Origin of the sequence: Actinoplanes subtropicus (genome assembly GCF_000721705.1) — a bacterium.
Lineage (GTDB): Bacteria > Actinomycetota > Actinomycetes > Mycobacteriales > Micromonosporaceae > Actinoplanes > Actinoplanes subtropicus.
In genome coordinates this window covers 107,133-128,340 of record NZ_JOJL01000016.1, presented here as the reverse complement: position 1 = coordinate 128,340, position 21,208 = coordinate 107,133, and the positions used below count along the sequence as shown (strand labels likewise).

The window sequence follows — 21,208 nt, the reverse complement described above, 5'->3', positions numbered from 1 at the left end:
ACCTGGCGACCACGGTCGCGGGAGAGAGGTGGCCAACTCGGGCCCGGGCCCGCGCGGCCGGCCGATCCCAGGGCACAGGTCAGCTCTCCCCGATCTTCTCGGCTCCCAGGACCTCCTGCAGCAAGCGCATGGCCTGCTGCTCGCTGCTCTCCCGCGCCGTCTTCTCGTCGATCACGTCGTCGAGCGGCTCGTCCCCCGGGTCAAAGCCGTCATAACCGGACCCCCCGCCACGCGGCGGCCCGTCGTACTCGGGGTCGTACGGCGCTTCCTCCGCCGGCGACCCATCGGACCAGGCCGACGAGGACGCGGCGGTCGGAGGCGCCGGCGGGGTGGCCGGGCGAACGGCCCCCTGCCGAGCGGTCGCGGCAGCCCGGGCGCCGGCCGCGGCGGCCCTCGCAGCCGCCAGGCCGCTGCCGGGGCCGGCGTTGCGAGCAGCCCGCGCCGCGGCGGCCGCACCGGCACTCCCGGCCGCGGGAGCGGAAGCCGGACCACCAGCCCGGGGCGCGCCGCTGCTTGGAGCCGTGCCGCTGCTTGGAGCCGCACCGCTGCTTGGAGCCGCACCGCTGCTTGGAGCCGCGCCAACGCCAACGCCTGGCACCGCACCACCGCCAGGAGCTCCAGCACCGCCGGGCATCGCACCACCGGCAGGAGCCCCACCACCGGCGCGAGGCACACCGCCGGCCGCGGTCACACCACCGCGGGGAGCCGCACCGCCAATCGGGGTCGGGCCGCCGGCCGGGGCGCCAGAGGTTGGGGTGACACCGCGCGGGTCTGGCATGTCGCCGGACGGACCGCCACCCACTGAGGCACGCCCGGCTGTTGAGCCGACACCGGCGCCCCCCGGCCCGGCGGCTGACACGTCGACGCCAGGCGCGACGGATGTGGGCGACGGGGCGACAGGTCGCTCGTTGCCGTTCCAGGTGCGGTCGTGGTCGGAGGAGGTGACCTCGGCGGCCGGGAAACCGTCTGACGGCCGGGCTAGGCCACCGGCGACGCCATCGGGAGCGCCGTTCGACCGTGCGCTTGCCGCATCCGGCACGGCGTCGGTGTCATCCCGGGGCGGGCCGCCGGCTTCGGAGAACGCACCGCCGGCCGGGCCGATGGGGCGGACCTCCGGCCAGTCCTCTTCCTCCTCTTCGACCGCCGGCTGGGCGACGCTCAAGCCGCCGGGTTTGACCGGCTCTGGCCAGTCGTCGTCGGAGGAACCCGCGGACTCCGTCTCCTGCCGCCGGGCCTGCGGCGGACGGGCCGACGCGGCCTGCGCCTGCTGCGCCCCGGACGCCGCCCGCGGAGCGGTGGACATCGGAGCGCGCGGGCCGGGCTCGCGGGCCACGGCGCGACCGGCGCTCGACGGAGCCTCCCGGCGGCCGGGACCGCGCGACGGGCCGCCGCCGTTGCCGCTCTCGACGCTGCCGACCTCGCAGCGGATCTGCCAGCGGCCGCCCAACGTCTCGTAGAGCGCGTTGGTGACGAGCGCCGACTCCTGTGTGATCCGGGCGGCGGCCCAATCATGCTGGTGCACCAGGACGACCGTGTCACCCTCCAGCGACCGGACCACGGCATCCGCGACCATCGGGCCGATGACCTTGCCGCGCGGCTGCTTCCGCACCTCGGCGACGACCTCCGGCCACACCTCGCGCACACCCGACACGGTCAGCTGGCCGGGGGTGTCGGCCACCGCCGCGGCCGCCGGCTCCTCGGGTGCGTCCGGCAGAAGACCGGCGGGCTCGGCCGGGCGCGCCGCCGGAACCGGTCGGGACTGCTCGGCGGCGGGCTCGTAGTCGGGCGGCCACAGACGGGGCCGCAGCCACAGACGGGGCCGCAGCCACAGACGGGGCCGCAGCCACAGACGGGGCCGCAGCCACAGACGGGGCCGCAGCCACAGACGGGGCCGCAGCCGCCGACTCGGGAACCCCAGCCGCAGCGCCCGAAGAAGGCACGCCAGGCGAAGACCCAACGCCCGAAGGCGCGCCGCCCGTAGAACCAGCGCCCGAAGGCACAGCAGGCGGAGGCCCAACCGCCTCGGCCGCGACAGGCTGATCCGCCGACGGCTCCGAACCGGACGCCGCCGCCCGCCGCCCCGCCGCCGGCCCCGCCGACCGCCGACTCGCGGCTGCCGCAGCCGCAGCCGCCCGAGCCGCCGACAAACCGCCCCCAGACGCGCCCGCGCCGATGGCAGGCGCGCCACCGCCGCCAAGCGCGCCCCCACCGCTACCAGACGCCCCGCCACCGACGGCAGGCTCGCTCGTGACCACCGGACCCGCGGCGGCGACCGGCGTCGCCGCGGGAGGCGCTCCACCGCTCTCCTCACGTACGGCCGAATTGTCACCACTCAGCGTGAGCCGCCGCTCCATGCGCTCCAACCGCTGCAGCAGCGCACCCGTCGAATCCTCGGCGCCCGGCAGCAGCATGCGGGCCGTGATCAGCTCGAGCAGGAGGCGGGGCGCCGTCGTGCCGCGCATCTCGACCAGGCCGTTGTGCACGATGTCGGCGCAGCGGGACAGCGTCGCCGGGCCCAGCCGGCCGGCCTGCGCGCTCATCGCCGCCAGCTGGTCGGCCGGGCCGTCGATCAGGCCCTTGGCCACCGCGTCGGGCACCTGCTGCAGGACGATCAGGTCGCGGAACCGCTCCAGCAGATCGGACGCGAACCGGCGCGGGTCGTGCCCGGCCTCGGCCACCCGGTCGATCGTCGAATAGGCCGCGGCCCCGTCACCGGCCGCAATCGCGTCGCACATCTCGTCGATCAGGGTGACGTCGGTGACGCCGAGCAGGGCGACGGCCCTCGCATACGACACCCCCTCCGGCCCCGCGCCGGCGATCAGCTGGTCGAGCACCGACAGGGTGTCTCGCGCGCTGCCGCCGCCGGCCCGCACCACCAGCGGGAAGACCGCCGGCTCGACGTGGATGCCCTCGGCGTCGGTGAGCTGCTGCAGGTAGGGCCGGAGGACCGCCGGCGGGATCAGCCGGAACGGGTAGTGGTGGGTACGCGAGCGGATCGTGCCGAGCACCTTTTCCGGCTCGGTGGTCGCGAAGATGAACTTCACGTACTCCGGCGGCTCCTCGACCAGCTTGAGCAGCGCGTTGAAGCCGGCCGACGAGACCATGTGCGCCTCGTCGATCACGTAGATCTTGTAGCGGCTGCTGGCGGGGGCGAAGAACGCCTTTTCCCGAAGGTCGCGGGCGTCGTCGACGCCGCCGTGGCTGGCCGCGTCGATCTCGATGACGTCGATCGAGCCGGCGCCGTCGTTGGCCAGCGAGCGGCAGGAGGCGCAGACCCCGCACGGCTCGGGGGTGGGGCCCTGCTCACAGTTGAGCGAGCGGGCCAGGATGCGGGCGCTGGACGTCTTGCCGCAGCCGCGCGGGCCGGAGAAGAGATACGCGTGGTGCAGCCGCCCGCTGCGCAGCGCCTGCGACAGCGGCTCGGTGACGTGCTCCTGGCCGATGACCTCGGCGAAGGTCCGCGGCCGGTACTTGCGGTACAGAGCGAGTGCCACTACCCCTCCTCAACGACCGCGCCATTGTCCGTCAGGGGTATGACAAGAACCAAAAACAAGGGACCCCCCGTGCACCCGTCAGAGCCCGCTTATCCTTGCTGCCTTCCGGCCCTGGGGAGGTTCACGAGATACACGCCGCACGAGGGGCTGCCCAAGAGCCTACCCGGCCCCGCCATCCGGCAAGCGGCGACCCACACGTACGTCCCGGCACGGATGTCTGTATCCTGGCCGACGGAGGATTCGCCTAGAGGCCTAGGGCGCACGCTTGGAAAGCGTGTTGGGTTAACACCCTCACGAGTTCGAATCTCGTATCCTCCGCCACTCTGAGCAGGGCAAACACGAAAAGGCCGGACCCGAAGGTCCGGCCTTTTGTCTACCTCCGTCTCAGTTTCCGTCTCACTACCGACCTGCTCCGGCCCTCCGGCCGCTCCTCCGTCTCGCTTCCGGGGGGCTCTTGGCCCTTCCAGATCAGGCCACCGACGCGCTTCGCGATGTCGGCCCGCACAGGGTCGGTGACGTGTTGGTAGCGCGCGGCCATGCCGGTCGTGGCCCAACCCATCACGTCCATGGCTGCGCGCTCCTGGACGCCGAGGACCATCAGCACGGTTGCCGCCGTGTGCCGCGCGTCGTGAAGGCGACCGTCCCGGACGCCTGCCTCCTTCAGGAGCTTCTTCCACTCGTGGTAGTCGGTGTTCGGGTTGAGCGGGCGGCCGGTCGGCGAGGTGAACACCCAGCCACTCTCGTTCCAGAGCTGGGCAGCTTTACGCCGTTCCTTCTCCTGCACCTCCTTGTGCTCCCGCAGGAGCTGAACCACGCTCGCCGGAAGGCCGATCACGCGGCGACCGGCCGCCGACTTCGTGTCGTCGGTGTCCTCGTTCGTCTGCTTTCGCTCAGGGCAGTAACCGGCCTTCTTGTCGCACGGCTTGCCGCCGCATCCGTGCTCGTATTTCGGGCGGAGCCGATTGCGGCGAACACGCAGCGCCTGCTTATCGAGGTCGAGGTGATCCCACTTAAGCCCGAGAGCTTCTCCCTGGCGCAGACCAAGCGCCAGCGCGATTGCCCATCGGGCGCGGTTCCGGCGCTCTCCTGCCGCCTCAAGAATGCACTGAACCTCCGCCACCGAATACGGCTCGACCTCGACGACGGTGAGGCGGGGAGACTTGGCGAGGCTCGCGGGATTCTGGGTGAGATGCCCCCGCCGCATCGCCTCGTTCAGTGCGGTCCGCAGCGTCCGGAACGCCTGATGAGCGGTCGCGGGTTTGCTGCCCTTTTCCTGCATCTTGCGAGTCATCTTCTCGATGTGCTCGGGCGTGAGCTTCTCAAGTCGATGCGCTCCGATACCGGGGTTGAGGTGGACGTAGACCGCAACGCGGTAGCCAGCCGCCGTGTTGGCCTTGACCGACGGAGCGGCGATGTCCTCGACCCAGTACGTCAGCCATTTCTCGACGGTCCACGACGAGCCAGCCTTTCGCACGCGGCCTGAATCGCGTTCCTTTTCCAGTTTGCGGACGGCGAATATCACCTCCGCTTCGGTCTTGCGCTCGACATGCCGCCGGTCCGGTTTCCCGTCGTCGCGGACCCCCATCGTGACTCGGCCGTGCCATTTGCCGTCTTTGCCCTCGTAGATGCTGGAAGCACCATTCGGATTGCGCTTCATGATTCCCCCTTTCAGGCAGCGGCCGGAAGCTGAATGTTCTGGTGACGGAGACGGCTGACGTATTCGGCCAAGCAGTCAGCGGGAATGCGGCGCAGTCGGCCGATGGTGACGGACTCGATTTCGCCGCTGGAAACGAGCGCGTACATGAGCGTCCGGCCGATGCCGAGTCGCTGCGCTGCCTGCTCGATCGTGAGGACAAGGGGGGTGGCGTCGGTGGCCATTGAGGTTCGCTCCTGGGTCGACGTAGCGAGGGGTGTTCAGTGCCTTCACGCGGGTCGCTGAGGCTCCGGCAGACGGTCGGAGCGTCAAGACGTAGGTGCGTCGCGCGGTTGCTACAGGGGGGTTAGCACGGCCCGCTGAGAGCGTCGTAGAGGCATGATCTCGGGCAGGGGTGGGTTAACGGATGCGCCGATGTCTCTGTGTGGCTCTCAGCGGGTCGGCCCCGGCCGCCGCGCGGGATCGCAGGGCGGCCGAAGTCGCGTGCCAGAACTGCCACAACTGCCAGAACCTCTCTGGGTTGGGGGTTGTGGCGGTTGTGGCAGTTCTGGCACACGGGTTACGCGGCTTGGCGGGCGGCGATCGGGTGCACGGTCGCTACCGGTTGGTGTACTTCGGGGTTGACCACGAAGCTCGGCGACGGGGGCCGTCCACCCGCCCGCTTCGGTGCAGGCGGGTCGAGCTGCCGGAGGTAGCCATGGGCTTCCAGCACGGACAGCGGCCCGTCGAAGTCGCCAGCGGTGGGAAGCTGCGACGACTTGAGCGCCCGGAACACTTCCCGTTTGGTGAACGCGCGGGTGTTCGTGCGCTCGATCCACGCCAGGACCGTTCGGGCGTTGCGGGTCGCGACGTCGGAGCCCATGTCGTCGAACGCGCCCAAGGCGTGTGCGGCGTAGTACTCGCCGATCCGCGCGGCCCGCTCGATGGTGTCGGCCTCGATCCGTTTGCCCCATCCGTCGTGCAGGTGCTCGGCGAGGTGGATCAGCCCAGCGATCCGCACGACCGCCCCGGTGTACTTACTGCCCCAATCGACGATGTGCGACCACGCGCCGCCGGGGGCAAGCCGAGGCTCGACCTGCCGCTCGATGTCCAACACGGCCTCGTTGGCCTCGGGCGTCAGGACCAGCACGGCCGGATCGGTCCACTCGGCGAGCGTGAGGACCAGGGCGTGAAGGTTGGCGTGATACTTAGCTGCTACCGCTGTAGGGATCGGGTCGGCCCCGACCTTGCGGCGTCCGACAGTGTTCTCCGGGACAGCGAACAGGATCCGGGCCAGCAGACCCAAGCCCCGGAAGCCGGGCATTCCCGCGATGTCGCGCAGGATTTCCGGCTGCACGGCCAACCCCATCGTGAGGGCGGGTTTGTCGACGTGTCCGCCGTCGCGCGAGAGCCGGTCGACGCGCATCATGTCCCCGGCGTGTCCTTTGAGGAAAACCTCGAGATTGGGGGTGCCGGAGTAGCGGCCGGCCATGGTGGCGAAGATCCCGCCCTCCGGAGAGAGCACGGCGATCCGGCCGCCTTGCTCGGCGAGGATCTTTTGTGCGGTTTCGCTGGTCACGTCGTCGGCGACCAACTGCGGTTCGACCGGGATCGTGATGGCTTCGGCGTTCATCGCGGCGGCGGTCGCTTCCGCGATCAGGGTGTCCCGCCCGGCCGCGTCGGCGTTGGCGGCGGCGAGCGCGGCTTTCTCGGATGCCTTGCCCGCGACCTTGGCCATGAGCCCGGCTTCGATGATCGCGGGTGCGGTCCGCTCGACCAGGGCCTTTTCCGCCATCAGGATCGGGCCGACCATGGCCGCGAATACGGCCGACTTGCGGGAGCCTGGCGGGAGCACGACGACCGTGAACAGGTTCGTCGGTTCCCGCCAGGATCCGCGTACCTCCACCTCGGCCCGGCCGCCCGCCGCCGTCGACAGACACGCGAGGGCGATGGTTGCGGCGGCGTCGATCGGGGTTTGGGTGAACTCGGCGACCGCGAACGCCTGCTCGGCCACCCAGCCGGGCAGCAACTCGGCAGGGAACGAGGGAAGGTGTCGGCCCTTGCCGAGGGGAATCAGCGGCGACCAGCCGCCCGGCACATCGACGTCATCGAGCATCGCCCGCCCAGCGGCCACCATATCGGCCGCGTCCGCTCCCGAGGCGGCGAGCTGGGCGAGCTGCGCGCCGAGGTCGGCGACCTTCCGCCGCTTTGCCAGGTCGGCGACGATGCCCGCGTAATGCCCGGCGTTGGCCACGGTGGGGACTTCGGCGATAAGGGTGTGTAGGTAGGGCACCCCGCCGACCTTGCCTATGTTCCCGGTCTCGGCCAGGTGCGCGGCCACGGTCAGCGTGTCGGTCGGCGTCCCAGCCGCATGCATGCCGCACATGGCCTCCCACAGCAGGCCGTGGGCCGGGCGGCCGAAGTCGCCCGGGGCCAAGGTGACGGCGAGGTCGGTCATCAGGTTCGGGGCGAGCAGGGCGGCACCGATGACGGCCTGCTCGGCGGCCAGGTCGTACCCGGCTTGAGTCACCAGTCAACTCCTCTCGGATCAAACGGCAGGGTCAGGCGGCAGGTCGGCCAATCGCGCGACGCTGGTCACGACCGGGAAGCCGTGCCAGCCCCGGAGCGACCAGGGCGAGGAGTTCGCGCATCAGGTTGAGGGCTGTCGAAAGCTGCCGACGGGCTACGTTTTCGTTGCTGTGCAACGGAATCCGGGCACGGATCTCGATGTACTCGACATCCCCGGCGCGAACGCGAGTGAGCCACGCCCGGCCGCCGATCTCGTCGGCGGTCAGGTCGGCCGACCGGTGCTCGGCCACCCCGCAGCGGTGATCGCGGGCGCACCAGGTCGTGTGCGGGGTCTCGGTGCGCTGGATGCGGGCCATTGTGCGGGTCTTCATCGGGTGCCCTTGTCGTGCAGTTCCCGCAGGCTGTTGATGATCCGGCGGCCGACCCGCAGGCGTCGTCCGTCGCCGCCGCATCGGCGGCACATCCCGAACGCGCGGCCGAACGGCGACCGGCGCTTGCCGGATCCCTTGCAGCGTCGGCAGGCTCCGAAGGGCCAGATCCAGCAGCCGACGCCGTAACAGAAGGTAACGATCACGAGAATGACGAAGAACAGGCCGGACAGACCGGCGGAAGGGGTTGCGGTCGCGGCGAGGGTGGCCACGGAAAGCCTCCAGGGGCAGATTTACGGGCTGAGCTGGGATGGGAGCGACCCGCGACCGGCCGATGTATGGCCTGACCAGGCCGGTCGCGGGTCGAGTCGCGTGAACGCGACCGGTCGCGGGTCGTCCGCGACCGTCAGGCAGCCTTCCGGCGGGTGATCGCCGCGTCGATGTCGTCGGACTTGGCACCCTTGAGCGCCTTGCCGTTGCGCTTCACATCTACGCTGCGTACACCGAACGCCCGGACCTGAGCCGAGATCGACTCGGCCGTCACGTCGGCGTACGCCTCCGGGAGCCGCTCGCCGAGCCGGGAGGCGATCTCCTCCCACTGCGCGCCGGTCTCGCCGCGCTCGATCACCGAGCGCACGTCGGCGAGCACGTCCCGGGCGACCCGGGCGACGTCCTCACCGGCCGCCATCCCGGACAGGGTTCCCGCGGCTTCCCGTAGTGCCCGCGCGGCGGTCAGGATCTTCTCGGCGTCGTCGGCGTCGGCGAGGTAGGTCCGCACCGTCGGGGTGGCGTCGGACGCGCCCCGCAGGATCCCCACGCCCTTGTAGGAGGGCAGCAGGGTCGAGCTGTCGTGTCCCTCGGAGTAGGCACCCGATCCCATCACCAGGTCGGACACCTGCCACGAGCCGGTCCGCAGGCTGAAGCGCACCTGGTGGTTGTCGCGGAAGGACACGAACTGCTGGGCGACCTGCCCCGAGCCGATCCCGGACGGGCGCTGGGTGGCGTCGACGAACCCGACTCCGGCGGCCGGGGCGACCTTGACCAGGTACACCAGCAGGGACGCGATCTCCTTGCTGATGTCGCCGAGGTCGAAGTACTCCTGGAACTCGTCCAGGAACACCAGTCGGACCGGCATCTTGTACTTCGGATCCCGGGCGATCTCCCGGGTCAGCTTGCCCTCCGGGCAGACGTCGACCGGCAGTTTCGAGAGCCGCTCGTACCGGTCCTGCACGTCGGCCTTGATCTCCCGGAGGGCTTCCAAGACGATCTCGGCGGGGTCGCCGTCGCGGGTCATCGCCAGACCGAACGCGCACCGGTCAGCGACCAGGGAGAACTTGCGCCAGTCCGGCTTGCCGCCCCCGTCGAGCACGGTGAGCTTCACGTACGGGTCCAGCGCCGCGTACAGCGCGAGCAGCCGGGCGGCGAAGGTCTTGCCCTGCCGGGGTTGGGCGCCGATCAGGATCGAGTTCCACAGCAGGTCAACGCTGACCTTGTTACCGCGCTCGTCCAGGCCGAACGGGGCAGGCTGCCACACGTCGGTGGCCTTGCACCGCAGCAACGGCGTTCGGCCGGCCCCCGCCGACAGCGGGTCCCGGTCGGCCACCCACAGGGTGTGCCGACGGTGCGAGCTGAAGTCCCGGCTGATGAACACCTGGGAGATCGCCACGTCCAGGCCCGAGGCGATCGCGCCGCGTGCCTTGACCGCCTCGTCGAACGTCTTGCCGTACGGCAGATCGATGCTGACCTGGGAACCGGTCCCGGAGGGGTCGCGGGCCATCGTCGAGCCGAAGCTGATCTGCTGGTGAGGCTTGTCCGGGTGGCCCAGACCGGCCGCGTAGTAGGCGCGGAGGATGATGTCCGGGTTCACCCTGCGGAATCGTCCGGCGACGGTGGCGGGGGTGATGATCGGCCGGTCGTCCGGGCGGCCGAAGTGCGCCAGGAACGCCACCACGGCGGTGACGACCAGGGCGCGTGCCCACCACGGGGCCGTCGCGTACAGGACCGGACCGCCGATCACCACGGTCAGCGCTTCGGCGGTCAGCACGAGGAACCGCCACATGCGGGTGGCCTTGACCTCCCGGTGCAGCTTGAGCCACATCGCGGGGTCGTTGGCGTCGGCGGTGCCCTGCCGAAGGGCGTATTGCTCGGTGACCCACCACCATTTGAGCTGCCGACCGGTCAGCCGGAACACCCCGACGGTGGCCCAGAACGCGGCGAGAATGGCGTACTTCGGCGAGCGCAGCGCGTGGAAGCCGCACCGGTAGCCGAACACCGCGAGGGTCTGCCGGACACTGTGCTTGATGTTCGGCCACGTCGACCAGCCGACCGGCACGATCGGCACCCGCCCGGCCGCCCCGGACTGCGGCGGGTCGACGGGCATGCCGCCAGGGGTCGGTGACTCGTCGAGGGTCACCTCAAAGTGGGTATCTCCCGCCACGCTCGTACGGCGAGTCCGGGCCTCGCCCAGGTCAACGACCTCAGCGACGTCGGCCTCAGCGGCGGTCCAATCGAAGTGCTCGTCAGGGGTTGGGTTCTGCGGGACCATCAGGTTCTCTCCTGTGGGTCGTCGAGGCTTGCGGAGGGACCGGCGGCACGGCGCTGCTTTGGTCGGTTGAGCCGTGCCGCCGGGCGAAGTCAGTGCGCAGCGGTCTCGGTGGGCTGGGCGTACAGGAAGCGGAAGAGCGCTCCGTGCAGGTCGATCAGGTCTCGGCCGTGCGTCGGCCGGGGGTAGCCGTGCCGCTCCAGCACGGTCACCACGTCCGCGAGCAGACCGAAGCTGAAACGCGGGTCGTCATCCGGTGCGGGCATCGGGTACAGGCGGTCGGTGTCCATCAGGCGGTTCCTTTCAGCGGTCGGATCAGGCAGCAACAAGAGCGGGAGTTTCGGCAGGTGCCGGGGCGGATGGTGGCGCGTCGGTGACGCGCAGCGCGGCCAGGTGACGCCGCACGGTCGACGGGGAAACCCCCGCCTTCTGAGCAATCGCGGCGGTCGACGCACCGGGCATCCGGGCGGCGACCTTGGCGACCTTGTCCGCCGACGCGGGACGCGGCGTGACGCGCTTCGGACGCTGCTTGGCAACCGCTGCGGCAACCGGCGTCGGCTCGGCCGGTGGGACGATCGGCTCCGGCTCGCTGACCGGCTCGACCGGCGGGGCTACCTCCGGGACGGCGACCGGCGGGGCGGTCACGGGGGCGGTGACCGGCGCGGCCGGGACGGTCAGGCGTCGGATCCGGCCGCCGATCTCGACCAGGGAGATCGACGCGATCACGATCAGGCCATCCACACTGAACGGGATCAGATACGGCGACGGGCCGGACTCGCCATAGCGCTGGGCCACGCCGACCATGTGCCAGTACGACACCCACGCCGCGATACCGGCGATCACGGCCGTTGCGACGAGCCGGGCGAACGACGACGCGCCCCGACTGACCGGGACTCGGGAGATCAGCTCGACCGCGAGCAGCAGCGACAGCGGCGACCATGCCGAGATCGCCTGGCTGATGGCGTTGTTCTCGGCGTGCAGGACGTTTCCGGCCAGCGACGCGGCGATTCCGAGGGTGAATACGGCTCGGATGGCCCATCCGAGCCGCTTGAGACGGTGGAGGTCGGGGTTCATCAGGCAACTGCCTTCCGGATGGCCGGGCGGGTAGCGGCTTCGACCTGGCGGGTGATGCGGGAGGTGGTTCGGCGCTGGCGGCGTCGGTTCAGCTCGGTCATGGCCAAGCGCTCCAGCGCGTAAATCTCGTCGACCAGGGCGTCAATGAGGTCGGGGTCGGCCAAGGCGTCGATGTCGGCCTGGATGGCCGGCCACTCGGCCTCGATCGCGGCCAGCTCGGCGGCCGAGGGCTCGCCGGTGAAGTGGTGAAGGGTGCTCACGGGATGTCCTCCAGACGTGGGGTCGGCACGGCAGTAGCCGTGCCGACCAGCAGAAACAAGGGGTTGGGAGATGCACGGTGACCTCAGCCGTGCGGCGGCGACCTTTTCTTGATCTGGGAGGTGCGGCCCGATTCAGTTGTCACGAGACAAGTCACGACCGGGCCTTCCCATGCGGGCGTGCCCCAATCCGACGTTCGCAAGTTTGCGGGTTTGCCCACAAACTTGCGTTGAGATCAACGTAGGGGACGTGTGTCGATCACGCAAGAGGTTTGCCCACAAACCCTCAAACTGCTGTACGGTGGAGGCATGAAGCCGCAGCCCACGGGCGTTGTCGCCCCGATCCAGCTCCGCATAGCCGACGACTTGCGCATGAAGATCGAGCGCGGCGACCTGGTGCCGGGCGATCCTCTGCCGACCTTGCAGGACATCTGCGCTGACTGGAACTGCTCGATGAACTCGGCACGCGCCGCGATCGTCCTGCTGAAGCAGCAGGGCTTGATCAGTGGCGGGCGCGGCAAGGCTCCCACGGTCCGCAAGCCAGTGCCGCGCGTGTGCCGCTCCTCGGACCGTCACCAGGCGGAGAAGGACCTGGTACGCGAGCCGGAGTCGGTTCGTGCCGCAACTGGCCTAGCCGAGATGGACATGAGCACAGCTATCGACGAAGTCACGTTCAACACCGAATACGACGTCGTCGTGCCGCCGCCCGCCTTGGCGCATGACTTTGGAATCACGCGAGATGCCGAGGTCTTGCAGCGGATCTACGAGATGCGCGACCGGAAAGACGGTCGGCTCCTGTCGTGGAGCGTTTCCTACCTGCCGATGTCCATCATTTCGGCGAACAAGGAACTTCTCGATCCGGCGAATGAGCCGTGGCCGGGCGGAACGATGCACCAGTTGTACACGGTCGGCGTGGAGATTATCCGAGTGACTGATCTGGTCTCATCGTCAATGCCAACTACCGCCACTGCCCACGAATGGCGGCTGGATGACGGCGTTCCGATGATTCAAGTTCGTCGTATCTCGTACGACACTGACGATCGCGTCGTTGAGATCACCGACGCCGACTTCCCAGCCGACCGCACCGAACTAAGCTTCACGACTCCACTAAAGAAGTGGTAACCGCCTCCACCAATTCCACCTCCATTGCAGACAGAAAGAGGCCAACGTGCCAACATTGTCGATACTCACAGCCGCATATGCCCCGAGTGCCGGATTCCTGCCCGAGACGATAGCCAGCGTGGCGAGTCTGGAGATGCCGCCTGGCTGGGACGTTGAGTGGATCGTCCAGGAAGACGGAGACACGCCAGTGCTCGGCCGGCACTTCACCGACCTACCCGGCGTGCGGTACGCGGCCAACAGGACGCGGTTAGGCATTGGCGGCACGCGCAACCTCGCCTTGGAAAGGGCCTCGGGAAGCCTTTTGCGGGTGCTCGATGTTGACGACCTACTATTACCCGGTGCGGCTGCTGACCTGATTCCCTACTTCACAGACAACCGGATTCATTGGGCGGTGGGCCAAGCCGATGACCTAATGACCGACGGTCGGCGTATCTCATGGGATCCGTTGATTCCGACCGGGCTCGTTAAGGCGGGGGCCGTAAACGACTACGCGATAGAGAACGGCGGAAACTGGCCTATCCACTGCGCCGGGTTGACGGCGCGAACCGAAACGGTACGTGCCCTAGGAGGCTGGGCGGCCTCGATCACCGACGAAGACCTTATCCTTTTCGCAGCACTGTCGGAGGTGTCCGACGGCTACAACCATCCGGCGATCAGCTGGCTATATCGACAGCACTCCGGTCAGGCGACCCGCACAGACGAATGGCGCAGCAAGAGCGAATCAGGCCGCCGGATGGCACTCCAGAGGGCACACGCTGCACGAAGGCTGAAGCTCGCAATCGACCACAACTCGGCACCTGAACCTGGAGAGGCCGTCCGCGAGTTCCGGGTAGATCGAGCGCTCAAAGATCGAGAAATGAACGAGTATCTCTGACCCGTGGAACCGGCGAAGCAGGGTGCTCTTATTGAAGATAGGGCATCTTATCGTCTACGTAGGCAGCTATCTGCCGCCGCATGCTGGGATGAACGTCCAGCGTTCCCAACGCGTCTAAACTGAACCATCTAACATCGCTGGCTTCGTCGTTCGAGGTGGGTTCCCCACGGACAGGCCGGGCGAGATACGTTATCTCGAACTCCTGCCGAATCTCGCCATCGGTATACGCGACGATGTGGTTCGGCTCGGAGAAGATGCCGACAAGTGACAAGATTTCCACCCGGATTCCGGTCTCTTCCTCGGTTTCCCTGATGGCGCACTCGGTAGGGGTTTCGCCCAACTCCATCTTTCCCATCGGCAGAGCCCATTGCCCTGTGTCTCGTCGCTTCTGCATCAGGATCCGGCCGGTATCGTCGACGACAAGCGCCCCGCAGGCGGGTACTAAAGTGTTAGCGGTAGGCGCAGCTTCTTGAAACCAGTACTCGACGCGTCCCATAACTCAGACCTCAGCCCCTATCCACGGGAGGGCGGAATTCCACGTGCTCTCGAAGCTCTGCATGTAGTGGTCGAATATCGTCCCGCCATCTGTGCGGCGGAAATGATAGGTCGGATTCAGGCTGGCTGGCGCTCCGTACGCGTGAGTATTCGCCAACAGATCGTCATCGTATCGGAACATGCTTGTGTACAGAGTGGCGTCGTGTAGCCGGATCTCACAGCCTTCAACGTCGATTAGCGGCAGATAGTAGGTAAGGCTGGCCCGAATCTTTGCTGCTAGCGTGCCCCCCAAGCGCTCTTCGCGATCCCGAATAGCCACAGCCTCCGACTTTGGATTGCCGAAGCAAAGGCGAATACGGACATTGTGAGATGCCCGCTCAGTAAGCATCGCAGCGACCCGCGGTTGGGTCTGTGCAAAGAAAGTGCCGCTGTGAATCAAGACATCGATAGCCTGTTGCGAGTTCGTCAACAATCCGAGCCAGGTTTCACGCGGAACGCTGGCCCGATCTGGATACAGCTCGACCAGTTCAGCCTGAGACGCACCGGCGCGCCGCGACGGCGAACGGGTGAGAACGCGCGGCCACAAGAACGTTTCGTCAGCGTCGAGCAGCCTCGCAGCGATCCACCGATGCTTCCGATGCGGAACGCGGTCGAGGCTGATCCAACGTTCAACGCTCTTGGCGTCGACGCCACATTCAACGGCTAGTTGATCGGTAGAGACGCCCCGGCGGAGCATCGTCGTTCGTAACCGCTCGTTCACACCAACCATTTGACAGGGATGCGCGGGGACGTTTCAAGTCCGTCCGGTGACGTTCTGCGGGCTCCGAAAGGTCCCTCACACGGCCCGCAGAGTGAGGGAGACGTCCCGGGCGACGTGTTGGAGTGAGGACTAGATAGGAAGCCATGAAACCTGGGAGCGACCGGAGGCACTGATGCAAGACGTGGCAATCGGTATCGACGCCAGGTTGGCCGGAAGCCACCAGGGGGCTACGAGCGTGCGGGATCCGCTTGACGAATCCGTTCCGAATGCGGCTCGACGGTATGACCACTGGCTGGGCGGGAAAGACAACTTCGCCGCTGACCGTACTTCCGGCGAAGAGGTCAGGAAGCGCTGGCCGGGCATCGTCACGGCGGTCCGGGAAAATCGGCTGTTCCTCGGGCGTGCGGTCCGCTACGCCGCGAAAGAGCGGGGCATCCGGCAGTTCCTGGACATCGGGACCGGCATGCCCGCCGTCGAGAACACCCACGAGGTAGCCCAGCAGATCGCACCCGAAGCCCGGGTCGTCTACGTCGACAACGATCCCCTTGTGCTGGTCCACGCTCGGGCTCTGCTCACCAGCCGGCCAGAAGGCCAAACGGCGTACGTGGAAGCCGATCTACGCGACCCGGACCGGATCCTTGAACACGCGAGGCAGACCCTCGACCTCGGCCGACCGGTGGCGTTGATGCTGCTCGCCGTACTGCACTTCCTCCCCGACCTGGACCAGGCCTACAAGGTCGTGCGCCGTCTGACGGCCGAGTTGGCGCCGGGGAGCCTGCTCGTGCTCTCACACGGCAGCTACGACCTCATCCCGCCTGACATCGCCTGGCGGCTCACTCATGAGACCTATCCCGGCCGCGACGACTTCTTCCCGCGTACCGGAGATGAGGTCTCCCGGTTTTTCGAGGGCTGGGAGTTGCTCGACCTGGACGACACCGGCAGCGACGGCGGAACACGGCTCCCGGGCATCATCAGCGACTGGGGTCCAGGGCTACGCACGTCCAACGAAGTGATTCCCGGACCGCGCGAGGTGTCGATGTGGGGCGGGGTCGCCCGCAAGCCGAGCTAGCCGTTTCACCCGAGGGAGCACTGATCGAGATGGCCGAGCGACGCCACTACCCAGAAGCAGCGATCATCCACGTCCCGCACTGCGTCGAAGGGCAAGAGCTACCCGCGCTCCCCATCGGGTCCGTAGCCGAGTCGCTGCCCAATTACCGGCTGCACTTCTGCTTCCCCCTGGAGTGGGTGGACAAGCCGATTGCGGAGATCGCAAGGATCGGCATCGTCCCGATGGTCACGTGGGAGACGCCGGACTACGGACCACACACCTACGTCCCGGACCGATCCGGCAGGTGGCCGCTCCCGCCAGACGCCATCGACTTCCCGTGCAGGGTCTGCCGAGGCACGCACGGCGCGGAGCTGGAGAAGCTGCTCGGCGCGTCAACCCGGCAGCGGTCACGGTGAGCTGGGCCTACTTCGAGGTGCAGGCGTCCAACCGGACGTAGCCGCCGCACCAGGTCGGCGCGTCGACGGCCACGACCTGCCACCCGTTGTCTTCACGGGTCTGGAACCGCCACGTACGCGCCTGACTGCGATAGCCCCCTCCGCCACCTTGAGTGCCCCACCAGGTCGCGGAGACGTCCGTGGTCACCTCGGCGCGGCCGTTGACGACCGGGGCGACGGTCAGCGCCCCGTATTCGAGCTTGGACGGCGGCGGCGTCGTGCCATCCATCGCCTTGCGATAGGCGCGCCACCCTGCCAACAGCGTGTCCTGATGGTCGTTGTCCAGAACCGGCAAGAGGCCCTGGTCGTTGTTGTAGCCGAGGGCCGACAGGTACTCATCGGCCGCCGCGTCCGGCGACGGCGCGCCCTTGCTCGCCTCGATCGTCTCCCGCAGGACCCACGCGACCGGAACGCCCACCACTCCGCCCCCGCAGCACAGCAGGAACGTCGGTAGAAGCACGAACGTCGCGTACCGGCGACCGACCGACCAGTGAGCAAATCGGGCGGCTCTACGGCGCTCCCAGCGCTCATACCGGGCCTTGATCCTCGCCAAGCCTCGCGGCTCCTGCGCGCCCGTAGTGATCATTCGAGCACGGTAGGCACCATGGTCAACTTTGTCGATGCGGTTCTCGGAACCGTCTCAGTTTCCGTCTCGTTCGTCTCAGTCCGGCAGCGTTGCTGATCATCCTTGGGGCCGCAGACGGGCAGGTCGCGGATGGTACCGGGTGATCACGAACGTGGGCCCGCAGACTTGGAAAGCGTGTTGGGTTAACACCCTCACGAGTTCGAATCTCGTATCCTCCGCCAGCCGATCGATCAGGGCCGGACCCCCACGCGGGTCCGGCCCTGACGTTTCAGAGCTGCGGCGATCGCGTCGTCCACCTCGGGGAAGATCGCGAAGTACTTGCTCAGCCCCACCGTCTCCAGCAGGCGCTGCAGGAACGGGTTGGCACCGGCGAAACTCAGCCAGCCGCCGCGCGCGGTGATCACCTGCTTGCTCGTGATGAAGGCGCTCAGCCCGACCGAGTCGCAGAACTTGAGGTCGGTGAGGTCGACGACGATCCGCGGGACCGGGCGTTCCAGCAGATCGGCCAGGGTCGCTCGGAGGGCGCCGGCGGTGTCGGCGTCGAGCTCACCCTTGAGATGCAGCACCGCGATGTCGCAGCGGTGGTCGGTGACTGTGGCCTGCATGGGGTGAAACGTTAAATCCGGACCGTTGCTTGCCGCCGGACAAGCGGTCCGATTTGCCAGCCTTACGCGTACGGGCCGGACCCCCGAGGGGATCCGGCCCGTAGAAAAATCGGCTGGCCGATGAGGTCAAGCAGGCGGCGCAGCCGGCCCAAGGCGCTCTAGATCTCGCGCCACTGCCAGCGTGGCCCGCGCCACGCGTCCGCCAGGATCATCGCGGAAGCGCGTCCTGGACAGTTCTGCACCTTTGACTTGCCTTCCGGGCCGCCCATCTGAGCTTCGACTTCCCAGACGCTGCCATCGGTGCGTACGAAGACGTCGCGGCGCGCAAGCCGGACGTCACCATTCCACCAGTGATGCTCAACTCTCACATGTCAAATCTAGGACAGTTCCCGGACATTGGCCTAGGGCAATCTTGCGAAAAGTTCTCACCAGCCGGTTGGAGCGCATTGTCTGATCCGGTGGTTTTTGCCTGCGTGACTTGCGCGACAGCGACGGTATTAGGTCCGTCCCCCATCCGTGACTGCGGGTAATCGGCCCAGCTAGCCAGTTGGCCCATCGGACGGCGAAACGGGATCGTTACGTGCAGGACATCTGATCATGGAGAACACCCGAACGGCGGAGGCCCGGAGCGACGTACGGACGACCGCTCTTTCCGCACGGAGCGTAACTCTTGCCAGTAACTGAAAGCACGGACAAAGCGACCGCTCAGTGGCCACTAAAAAGGCCCGGCGACTCCGTCTGGAGCCGCCGGGCTTGATGGCGGTGGTGAAGGGATTTGAACCCTTGGAGGGCTTGCACCCTCACACGCTTTCGAGGCGTGCTCCTTAGGCCGCTCGGACACACCACCGCGAAGAAGGTTACCGGACGCTCGACCGGCCCCGCCGCCGGGTCACCCATTGCCCCGCCGTACCGCCCTGACCTGGCAGGATCGACGGCATGACCAAGCGAGCAGAGGAGCACGAAGCATGAGCGTGCACATCGGCGGGCAGCCGGGCGACATCGCCGAGCGGGTTCTGCTCCCCGGCGACCCGATGCGGGCGAAATGGATCGCCGAGACCTTCCTGCAGGACGCGAAGTGCTACACCCAGGTCCGCGGCATGCTCGGCTTCACCGGCACCTACCAGGGCGTCCGCGTGTCGGTGCAGGGCTCCGGCATGGGCATGCCGTCGGCGTCGATCTACACCCACGAGCTGATCAACGAGTACGGCGTACGGTCGGTGATCCGGATCGGATCGTGCGGCGCGCTGGCGATGGACCTGCGACTCGGCGACGTGATCGCGGCGATCGGCTCGGCGACCGACTCCAACATGAACCGGACCCGCTTCGACGGCCTGGTCGACTACGCCCCGGTCGCCGATTTCGGCCTGCTGCGTACCGCGGTCGAGGTGGCCGAGCGGCGCGGCACGGCGATGCGGGTGGGCCCGATCCTGGCCGCCGACGCGTTCTACACCGATCGGCCCGATCTCTACGACGCGCTGGCCGACTACGGCGTCCTCGCGGTCGAGATGGAGTCCGCGGCCATCTACACGATCGCGGCGCGTTACGGCGCCAAGGCGCTGACCATCCTCACCGTGAGCGATCACATCAAGACCGGCGAGAAGATGGACTCGGCCCAGCGGGAGCAGGGCTTCGGCGACATGGTGCGGATCGGGCTCGAGACCGCAATCTCCGGCGCGTCCTGAGCAGGCTGCCGCGGCGTCACTCTCCGCGACGCCGCGGCCGCCTTGGCCGTACGAGTGACTTCTGCGCCAACCGCAACGGCGACACCGACCGAGGTACTCCCCCGTCCGACCACCCCGCCACCGCCCTTGACCGGACTGAAGACTGGTCTACCGGAAGAAGTCCCGCACGAGCGCCGAGCACTCCGCCTCGAGCACCCCGGAGTAGACCGCCGGCCGATGATTGAGCCGGCGGTCGCGCACCACGTCCCAGAGCGACCCGACCGCGCCGGTCTTGGGCTCCCACGCCCCGAAGACGAGCGTCGACACTCGGGCCAGCACGAGCGCCCCGGCGCACATCGTGCAGGGCTCCAGCGTGACCACCAGCGTGCAGCCCTCGAGCCGCCAGCTCCCGGCGATGACCGCGGCCCGGCGCAGCGCCAGGATCTCGGCGTGCCCGGTCGGATCCCCGGTCGCCTCCCGCTCGTTGCCGGCGGCGGCCAGCTCGACCCCGTCCGGGCCGTAGACGACCGCCCCCACGGGCACGTCCTCCGGATACGCCGAGGCGACCTCGATCGCCCGCCGCATCCAGACTTCGTGTTGTGGAACGGGAGCGAGGCTCACGCTGAGCCGGCCGGGCGTGGACTCGTGGCCCTCGCGACGGAGTCACGCGCGGCGGCCCACTCGCGGTCGGTGCGCTCGCCCACGCTGAGCCGGCCCGGGCGTGGACTCGTGACCCTCGCGACGGAGTCACGCGCGGCGGCCCACTCGCGGTCGGTGCGCTCGCCCACGCTGAGCCGGCCCGGGCGTGGACTCGTGGCCCTCGCGACGGAGTCACGCGCGGCGGCCCACTCGCGGTCGGTGCGCTCGCTCACGCCTCGCGCAGCTCTTCCACCTCGTCGCCGCAGCCGATCCGCTGGCAGATCTCGGCGGTCACGTCGGAGGGCAGCATGCCCTCCTGGCCGCAGAGGGCCAGCAGCCGGTGCGCGCTGATCCCGAGGTCGGCCAGCAACTCCGCGTCGCCGACCGGGTCGGCGTCCGGATCCGTCGACGGCCGGTCGCCGTCCTCGTCGTCGCCCGAGCCGGCGGTCAGCTCGTCGATCTCGAGCGCCGGCGCCTCGATCTCACCGAGCAGCACCTGCCCGATCCGCGACTCCTCGACGAACGCCGAGTCGGAACCGAACACCCGCAGGTCCTCGCCCTCGTCCAGGCGCAGGACCGCCAAATACTGATCGTCGCTCTCGACGAAGAGCAGCGCCAAATCGGCGTCCGGCTCGACGTCGCGAAGCGCGTCCACCACCTCGTCGATGTCGGCGAGGCCGGTCAGGTCCAGCTCGGACGCCGTCCACCCGTTCTTGCCCCGTGCGGCGGCGGCAGCGAAAGTCGACAAGATCTCCCCCAACGCGACTTTTGTCTTCAGCGAGTGACGGTAGCCGGAAGAACGGCGGGCGCGGCGCGCCACGCCCCCAAATGGGTAGGAAGTCAGTTCGCCAGGCGACGGCGAACGGCGATGAGCTCCCGGAGACGCGCCCCGCGCAGCCGTTGCGGCTGGGCGGCCTCGCGGGCCTTCGCATCGGCGAGTGCCGCTAGCAATTCCAAACGGCGACGGCGACGATCGGGGTCGAGCCGTGGCGTTGAGGAGGCCATGCAGCCGAGATTGCCTACCGCCGCGTCACACGTCAAGTCCCCGTGCGGACCGCGACGAGGA

The 21,208-nt window shown here is 68.4% G+C and carries 23 protein-coding genes, 2 tRNA genes and 1 other RNA gene; 6 read left to right on the top strand and 20 right to left on the bottom strand.

Annotated features, from left to right (window positions below; all coding sequences use genetic code 11):
• Positions 1-79: 79 nt before the first annotated feature.
• The 3 genes from IH26_RS63020 to ffs form a co-directional block, all read right to left on the bottom strand.
• Positions 80-1,642 (bottom strand): hypothetical protein, encoded by a 1,563-nt coding sequence (locus IH26_RS63020; RefSeq protein ID WP_157437321.1) that lies wholly within the window; start codon positions 1,640-1,642, stop codon positions 80-82.
• A complete protein-coding gene (locus tag IH26_RS63015) occupies positions 1,536-3,494 on the bottom strand; it encodes a DNA polymerase III subunit gamma and tau (RefSeq protein WP_245665393.1) in 1,959 nt (652 codons plus the stop codon). Before IH26_RS63015 ends, IH26_RS63020 begins: the two co-directional genes overlap by 107 nt.
• Positions 3,495-3,549: 55 nt before the next feature.
• An RNA gene (gene ffs / locus IH26_RS57115) (signal recognition particle sRNA small type) lies at positions 3,550-3,646 on the bottom strand.
• A gap of 81 nt (positions 3,647-3,727) precedes the next feature.
• Between ffs and IH26_RS0122290 the strand changes: the two genes are divergently transcribed.
• Positions 3,728-3,815 (top strand) — tRNA-Ser (locus IH26_RS0122290).
• Positions 3,816-3,867: 52 nt separating this feature from the next.
• Here IH26_RS0122290 and IH26_RS0122285 read toward each other — a convergent pair.
• From IH26_RS0122285 to IH26_RS0122245, 9 genes are all read right to left on the bottom strand, one after another.
• Entirely contained in the window at positions 3,868-5,151 is a 1,284-nt protein-coding gene (locus IH26_RS0122285) for a tyrosine-type recombinase/integrase (protein ID WP_034215824.1), read from the bottom strand.
• Between the two features lie 11 nt (positions 5,152-5,162).
• A complete protein-coding gene (locus IH26_RS0122280; protein WP_030438167.1) occupies positions 5,163-5,372 on the bottom strand; it encodes a helix-turn-helix domain-containing protein in 210 nt (69 codons plus the stop codon).
• A gap of 335 nt (positions 5,373-5,707) precedes the next feature.
• Positions 5,708-7,660: a DUF3987 domain-containing protein gene (locus IH26_RS0122275; protein WP_030438166.1), complete on the bottom strand. Its 1,953-nt coding sequence runs from the start codon at positions 7,658-7,660 to the stop codon at positions 5,708-5,710.
• A 28-nt stretch (positions 7,661-7,688) separates the two neighbouring features.
• Entirely contained in the window at positions 7,689-8,012 is a 324-nt protein-coding gene (locus IH26_RS0122270; RefSeq protein ID WP_034215823.1) for a hypothetical protein, read from the bottom strand.
• Between the two features lie 11 nt (positions 8,013-8,023).
• Positions 8,024-8,296 (bottom strand): hypothetical protein, encoded by a 273-nt coding sequence (locus IH26_RS0122265; RefSeq protein ID WP_084598996.1) that lies wholly within the window; start codon positions 8,294-8,296, stop codon positions 8,024-8,026.
• A gap of 134 nt (positions 8,297-8,430) precedes the next feature.
• Positions 8,431-10,437: a cell division protein FtsK gene (locus tag IH26_RS0122260; protein ID WP_245665391.1), complete on the bottom strand. Its 2,007-nt coding sequence runs from the start codon at positions 10,435-10,437 to the stop codon at positions 8,431-8,433.
• A gap of 221 nt (positions 10,438-10,658) precedes the next feature.
• Entirely contained in the window at positions 10,659-10,856 is a 198-nt protein-coding gene (locus tag IH26_RS53805; RefSeq protein WP_034215822.1) for a hypothetical protein, read from the bottom strand.
• A gap of 25 nt (positions 10,857-10,881) precedes the next feature.
• Positions 10,882-11,640 (bottom strand): DUF2637 domain-containing protein, encoded by a 759-nt coding sequence (locus IH26_RS0122250; protein WP_030438162.1) that lies wholly within the window; start codon positions 11,638-11,640, stop codon positions 10,882-10,884.
• Positions 11,640-11,900 (bottom strand): DUF6284 family protein, encoded by a 261-nt coding sequence (locus tag IH26_RS0122245; protein ID WP_030438161.1) that lies wholly within the window; start codon positions 11,898-11,900, stop codon positions 11,640-11,642. The genes IH26_RS0122250 and IH26_RS0122245 overlap by 1 nt, the downstream gene beginning before the upstream one ends.
• 306 nt (positions 11,901-12,206) lie before the next feature.
• Here IH26_RS0122245 and IH26_RS0122240 point away from each other — a divergent pair, with 306 nt between their 5' ends.
• Both IH26_RS0122240 and IH26_RS58110 read left to right on the top strand, forming a co-directional pair.
• Complete coding sequence (locus IH26_RS0122240) at positions 12,207-13,019, top strand: GntR family transcriptional regulator (protein ID WP_030438160.1); 813 nt, start codon at positions 12,207-12,209, stop codon at positions 13,017-13,019.
• Positions 13,020-13,065: 46 nt separating this feature from the next.
• Positions 13,066-13,893, top strand: a complete 828-nt coding sequence (locus IH26_RS58110) for a glycosyltransferase family 2 protein (protein ID WP_084598995.1) — start codon at positions 13,066-13,068, stop codon at positions 13,891-13,893.
• A 28-nt stretch (positions 13,894-13,921) separates the two neighbouring features.
• On the opposite strand, the gene IH26_RS0122235 is transcribed toward IH26_RS58110, so the two are convergent.
• Together IH26_RS0122235 and IH26_RS0122230 are read right to left on the bottom strand one after the other, a co-directional pair.
• Positions 13,922-14,389 (bottom strand): NUDIX domain-containing protein, encoded by a 468-nt coding sequence (locus IH26_RS0122235; protein ID WP_030438159.1) that lies wholly within the window; start codon positions 14,387-14,389, stop codon positions 13,922-13,924.
• Positions 14,390-14,392: 3 nt separating this feature from the next.
• Positions 14,393-15,157, bottom strand: a complete 765-nt coding sequence (locus IH26_RS0122230) for a helix-turn-helix domain-containing protein (RefSeq protein ID WP_245665387.1) — start codon at positions 15,155-15,157, stop codon at positions 14,393-14,395.
• A gap of 163 nt (positions 15,158-15,320) precedes the next feature.
• Between IH26_RS0122230 and IH26_RS0122225 the strand changes: the two genes are divergently transcribed.
• Both IH26_RS0122225 and IH26_RS0122220 read left to right on the top strand, forming a co-directional pair.
• Positions 15,321-16,217, top strand: a complete 897-nt coding sequence (locus tag IH26_RS0122225; protein WP_084598994.1) for an SAM-dependent methyltransferase — start codon at positions 15,321-15,323, stop codon at positions 16,215-16,217.
• A gap of 29 nt (positions 16,218-16,246) precedes the next feature.
• Complete coding sequence (locus IH26_RS0122220; RefSeq protein ID WP_030438156.1) at positions 16,247-16,612, top strand: hypothetical protein; 366 nt, start codon at positions 16,247-16,249, stop codon at positions 16,610-16,612.
• Between the two features lie 7 nt (positions 16,613-16,619).
• On the opposite strand, the gene IH26_RS0122215 is transcribed toward IH26_RS0122220, so the two are convergent.
• The 4 genes from IH26_RS0122215 to IH26_RS0122205 all read right to left on the bottom strand — a co-directional run bounded on the left by IH26_RS0122215 (position 16,620) and on the right by IH26_RS0122205 (position 18,689).
• Positions 16,620-17,111 carry a hypothetical protein gene (locus IH26_RS0122215; RefSeq protein WP_245665385.1) on the bottom strand — a complete coding sequence of 164 codons (492 nt, stop codon included), beginning with the start codon at positions 17,109-17,111 and terminating at the stop codon, positions 16,620-16,622.
• A gap of 356 nt (positions 17,112-17,467) precedes the next feature.
• On the bottom strand, positions 17,468-17,842 hold the full coding sequence (locus tag IH26_RS0122210; RefSeq protein WP_034215821.1) for an STAS domain-containing protein: 375 nt from the start codon (positions 17,840-17,842) through the stop codon (positions 17,468-17,470).
• 158 nt (positions 17,843-18,000) lie between these two features.
• Positions 18,001-18,210, bottom strand: a complete 210-nt coding sequence (locus IH26_RS58105; RefSeq protein WP_084598993.1) for a hypothetical protein — start codon at positions 18,208-18,210, stop codon at positions 18,001-18,003.
• A gap of 389 nt (positions 18,211-18,599) precedes the next feature.
• A tRNA-Ser gene (locus tag IH26_RS0122205) sits at positions 18,600-18,689 on the bottom strand.
• A gap of 118 nt (positions 18,690-18,807) precedes the next feature.
• Between IH26_RS0122205 and deoD the strand changes: the two genes are divergently transcribed.
• Positions 18,808-19,524: a purine-nucleoside phosphorylase gene (gene deoD, locus IH26_RS0122200; RefSeq protein ID WP_030438153.1), complete on the top strand. Its 717-nt coding sequence runs from the start codon at positions 18,808-18,810 to the stop codon at positions 19,522-19,524.
• Between the two features lie 147 nt (positions 19,525-19,671).
• On the opposite strand, the gene IH26_RS0122195 is transcribed toward deoD, so the two are convergent.
• Positions 19,672-20,124, bottom strand: a complete 453-nt coding sequence (locus tag IH26_RS0122195) for a nucleoside deaminase (RefSeq protein ID WP_281179764.1) — start codon at positions 20,122-20,124, stop codon at positions 19,672-19,674.
• Between the two features lie 247 nt (positions 20,125-20,371).
• Positions 20,372-20,890 (bottom strand): tRNA adenosine deaminase-associated protein, encoded by a 519-nt coding sequence (locus IH26_RS0122185; protein ID WP_030438150.1) that lies wholly within the window; start codon positions 20,888-20,890, stop codon positions 20,372-20,374.
• Positions 20,891-21,208: the final 318 nt, after the last annotated feature.

Excerpts from the sequence above, each read along its gene's own strand:
- IH26_RS0122285 (WP_034215824.1), bottom strand. The coding sequence starts at position 5,151 with ATGAAGCGCAATCCGAATGGTGCTTCCAGCATCTACGAGGGCAAAGAC.
- IH26_RS0122280 (WP_030438167.1), bottom strand. The coding sequence starts at position 5,372 with ATGGCCACCGACGCCACCCCCCTTGTCCTCACGATCGAGCAGGCAGCG.
- IH26_RS0122270 (WP_034215823.1), bottom strand. The coding sequence starts at position 8,012 with ATGGCCCGCATCCAGCGCACCGAGACCCCGCACACGACCTGGTGCGCC.
- IH26_RS53805 (WP_034215822.1), bottom strand. The coding sequence starts at position 10,856 with ATGGACACCGACCGCCTGTACCCGATGCCCGCACCGGATGACGACCCG.
- IH26_RS0122250 (WP_030438162.1), bottom strand. The coding sequence starts at position 11,640 with ATGAACCCCGACCTCCACCGTCTCAAGCGGCTCGGATGGGCCATCCGA.
- IH26_RS0122240 (WP_030438160.1), top strand. The coding sequence starts at position 12,207 with ATGAAGCCGCAGCCCACGGGCGTTGTCGCCCCGATCCAGCTCCGCATA.
- IH26_RS0122235 (WP_030438159.1), bottom strand. The coding sequence starts at position 14,389 with ATGGGACGCGTCGAGTACTGGTTTCAAGAAGCTGCGCCTACCGCTAAC.
- IH26_RS0122230 (WP_245665387.1), bottom strand. The coding sequence starts at position 15,157 with ATGGTTGGTGTGAACGAGCGGTTACGAACGACGATGCTCCGCCGGGGC.
- IH26_RS0122225 (WP_084598994.1), top strand. The coding sequence starts at position 15,321 with ATGCAAGACGTGGCAATCGGTATCGACGCCAGGTTGGCCGGAAGCCAC.
- IH26_RS0122220 (WP_030438156.1), top strand. The coding sequence starts at position 16,247 with ATGGCCGAGCGACGCCACTACCCAGAAGCAGCGATCATCCACGTCCCG.
- IH26_RS0122210 (WP_034215821.1), bottom strand. The coding sequence starts at position 17,842 with ATGCAGGCCACAGTCACCGACCACCGCTGCGACATCGCGGTGCTGCAT.
- deoD (WP_030438153.1), top strand. The coding sequence starts at position 18,808 with ATGAGCGTGCACATCGGCGGGCAGCCGGGCGACATCGCCGAGCGGGTT.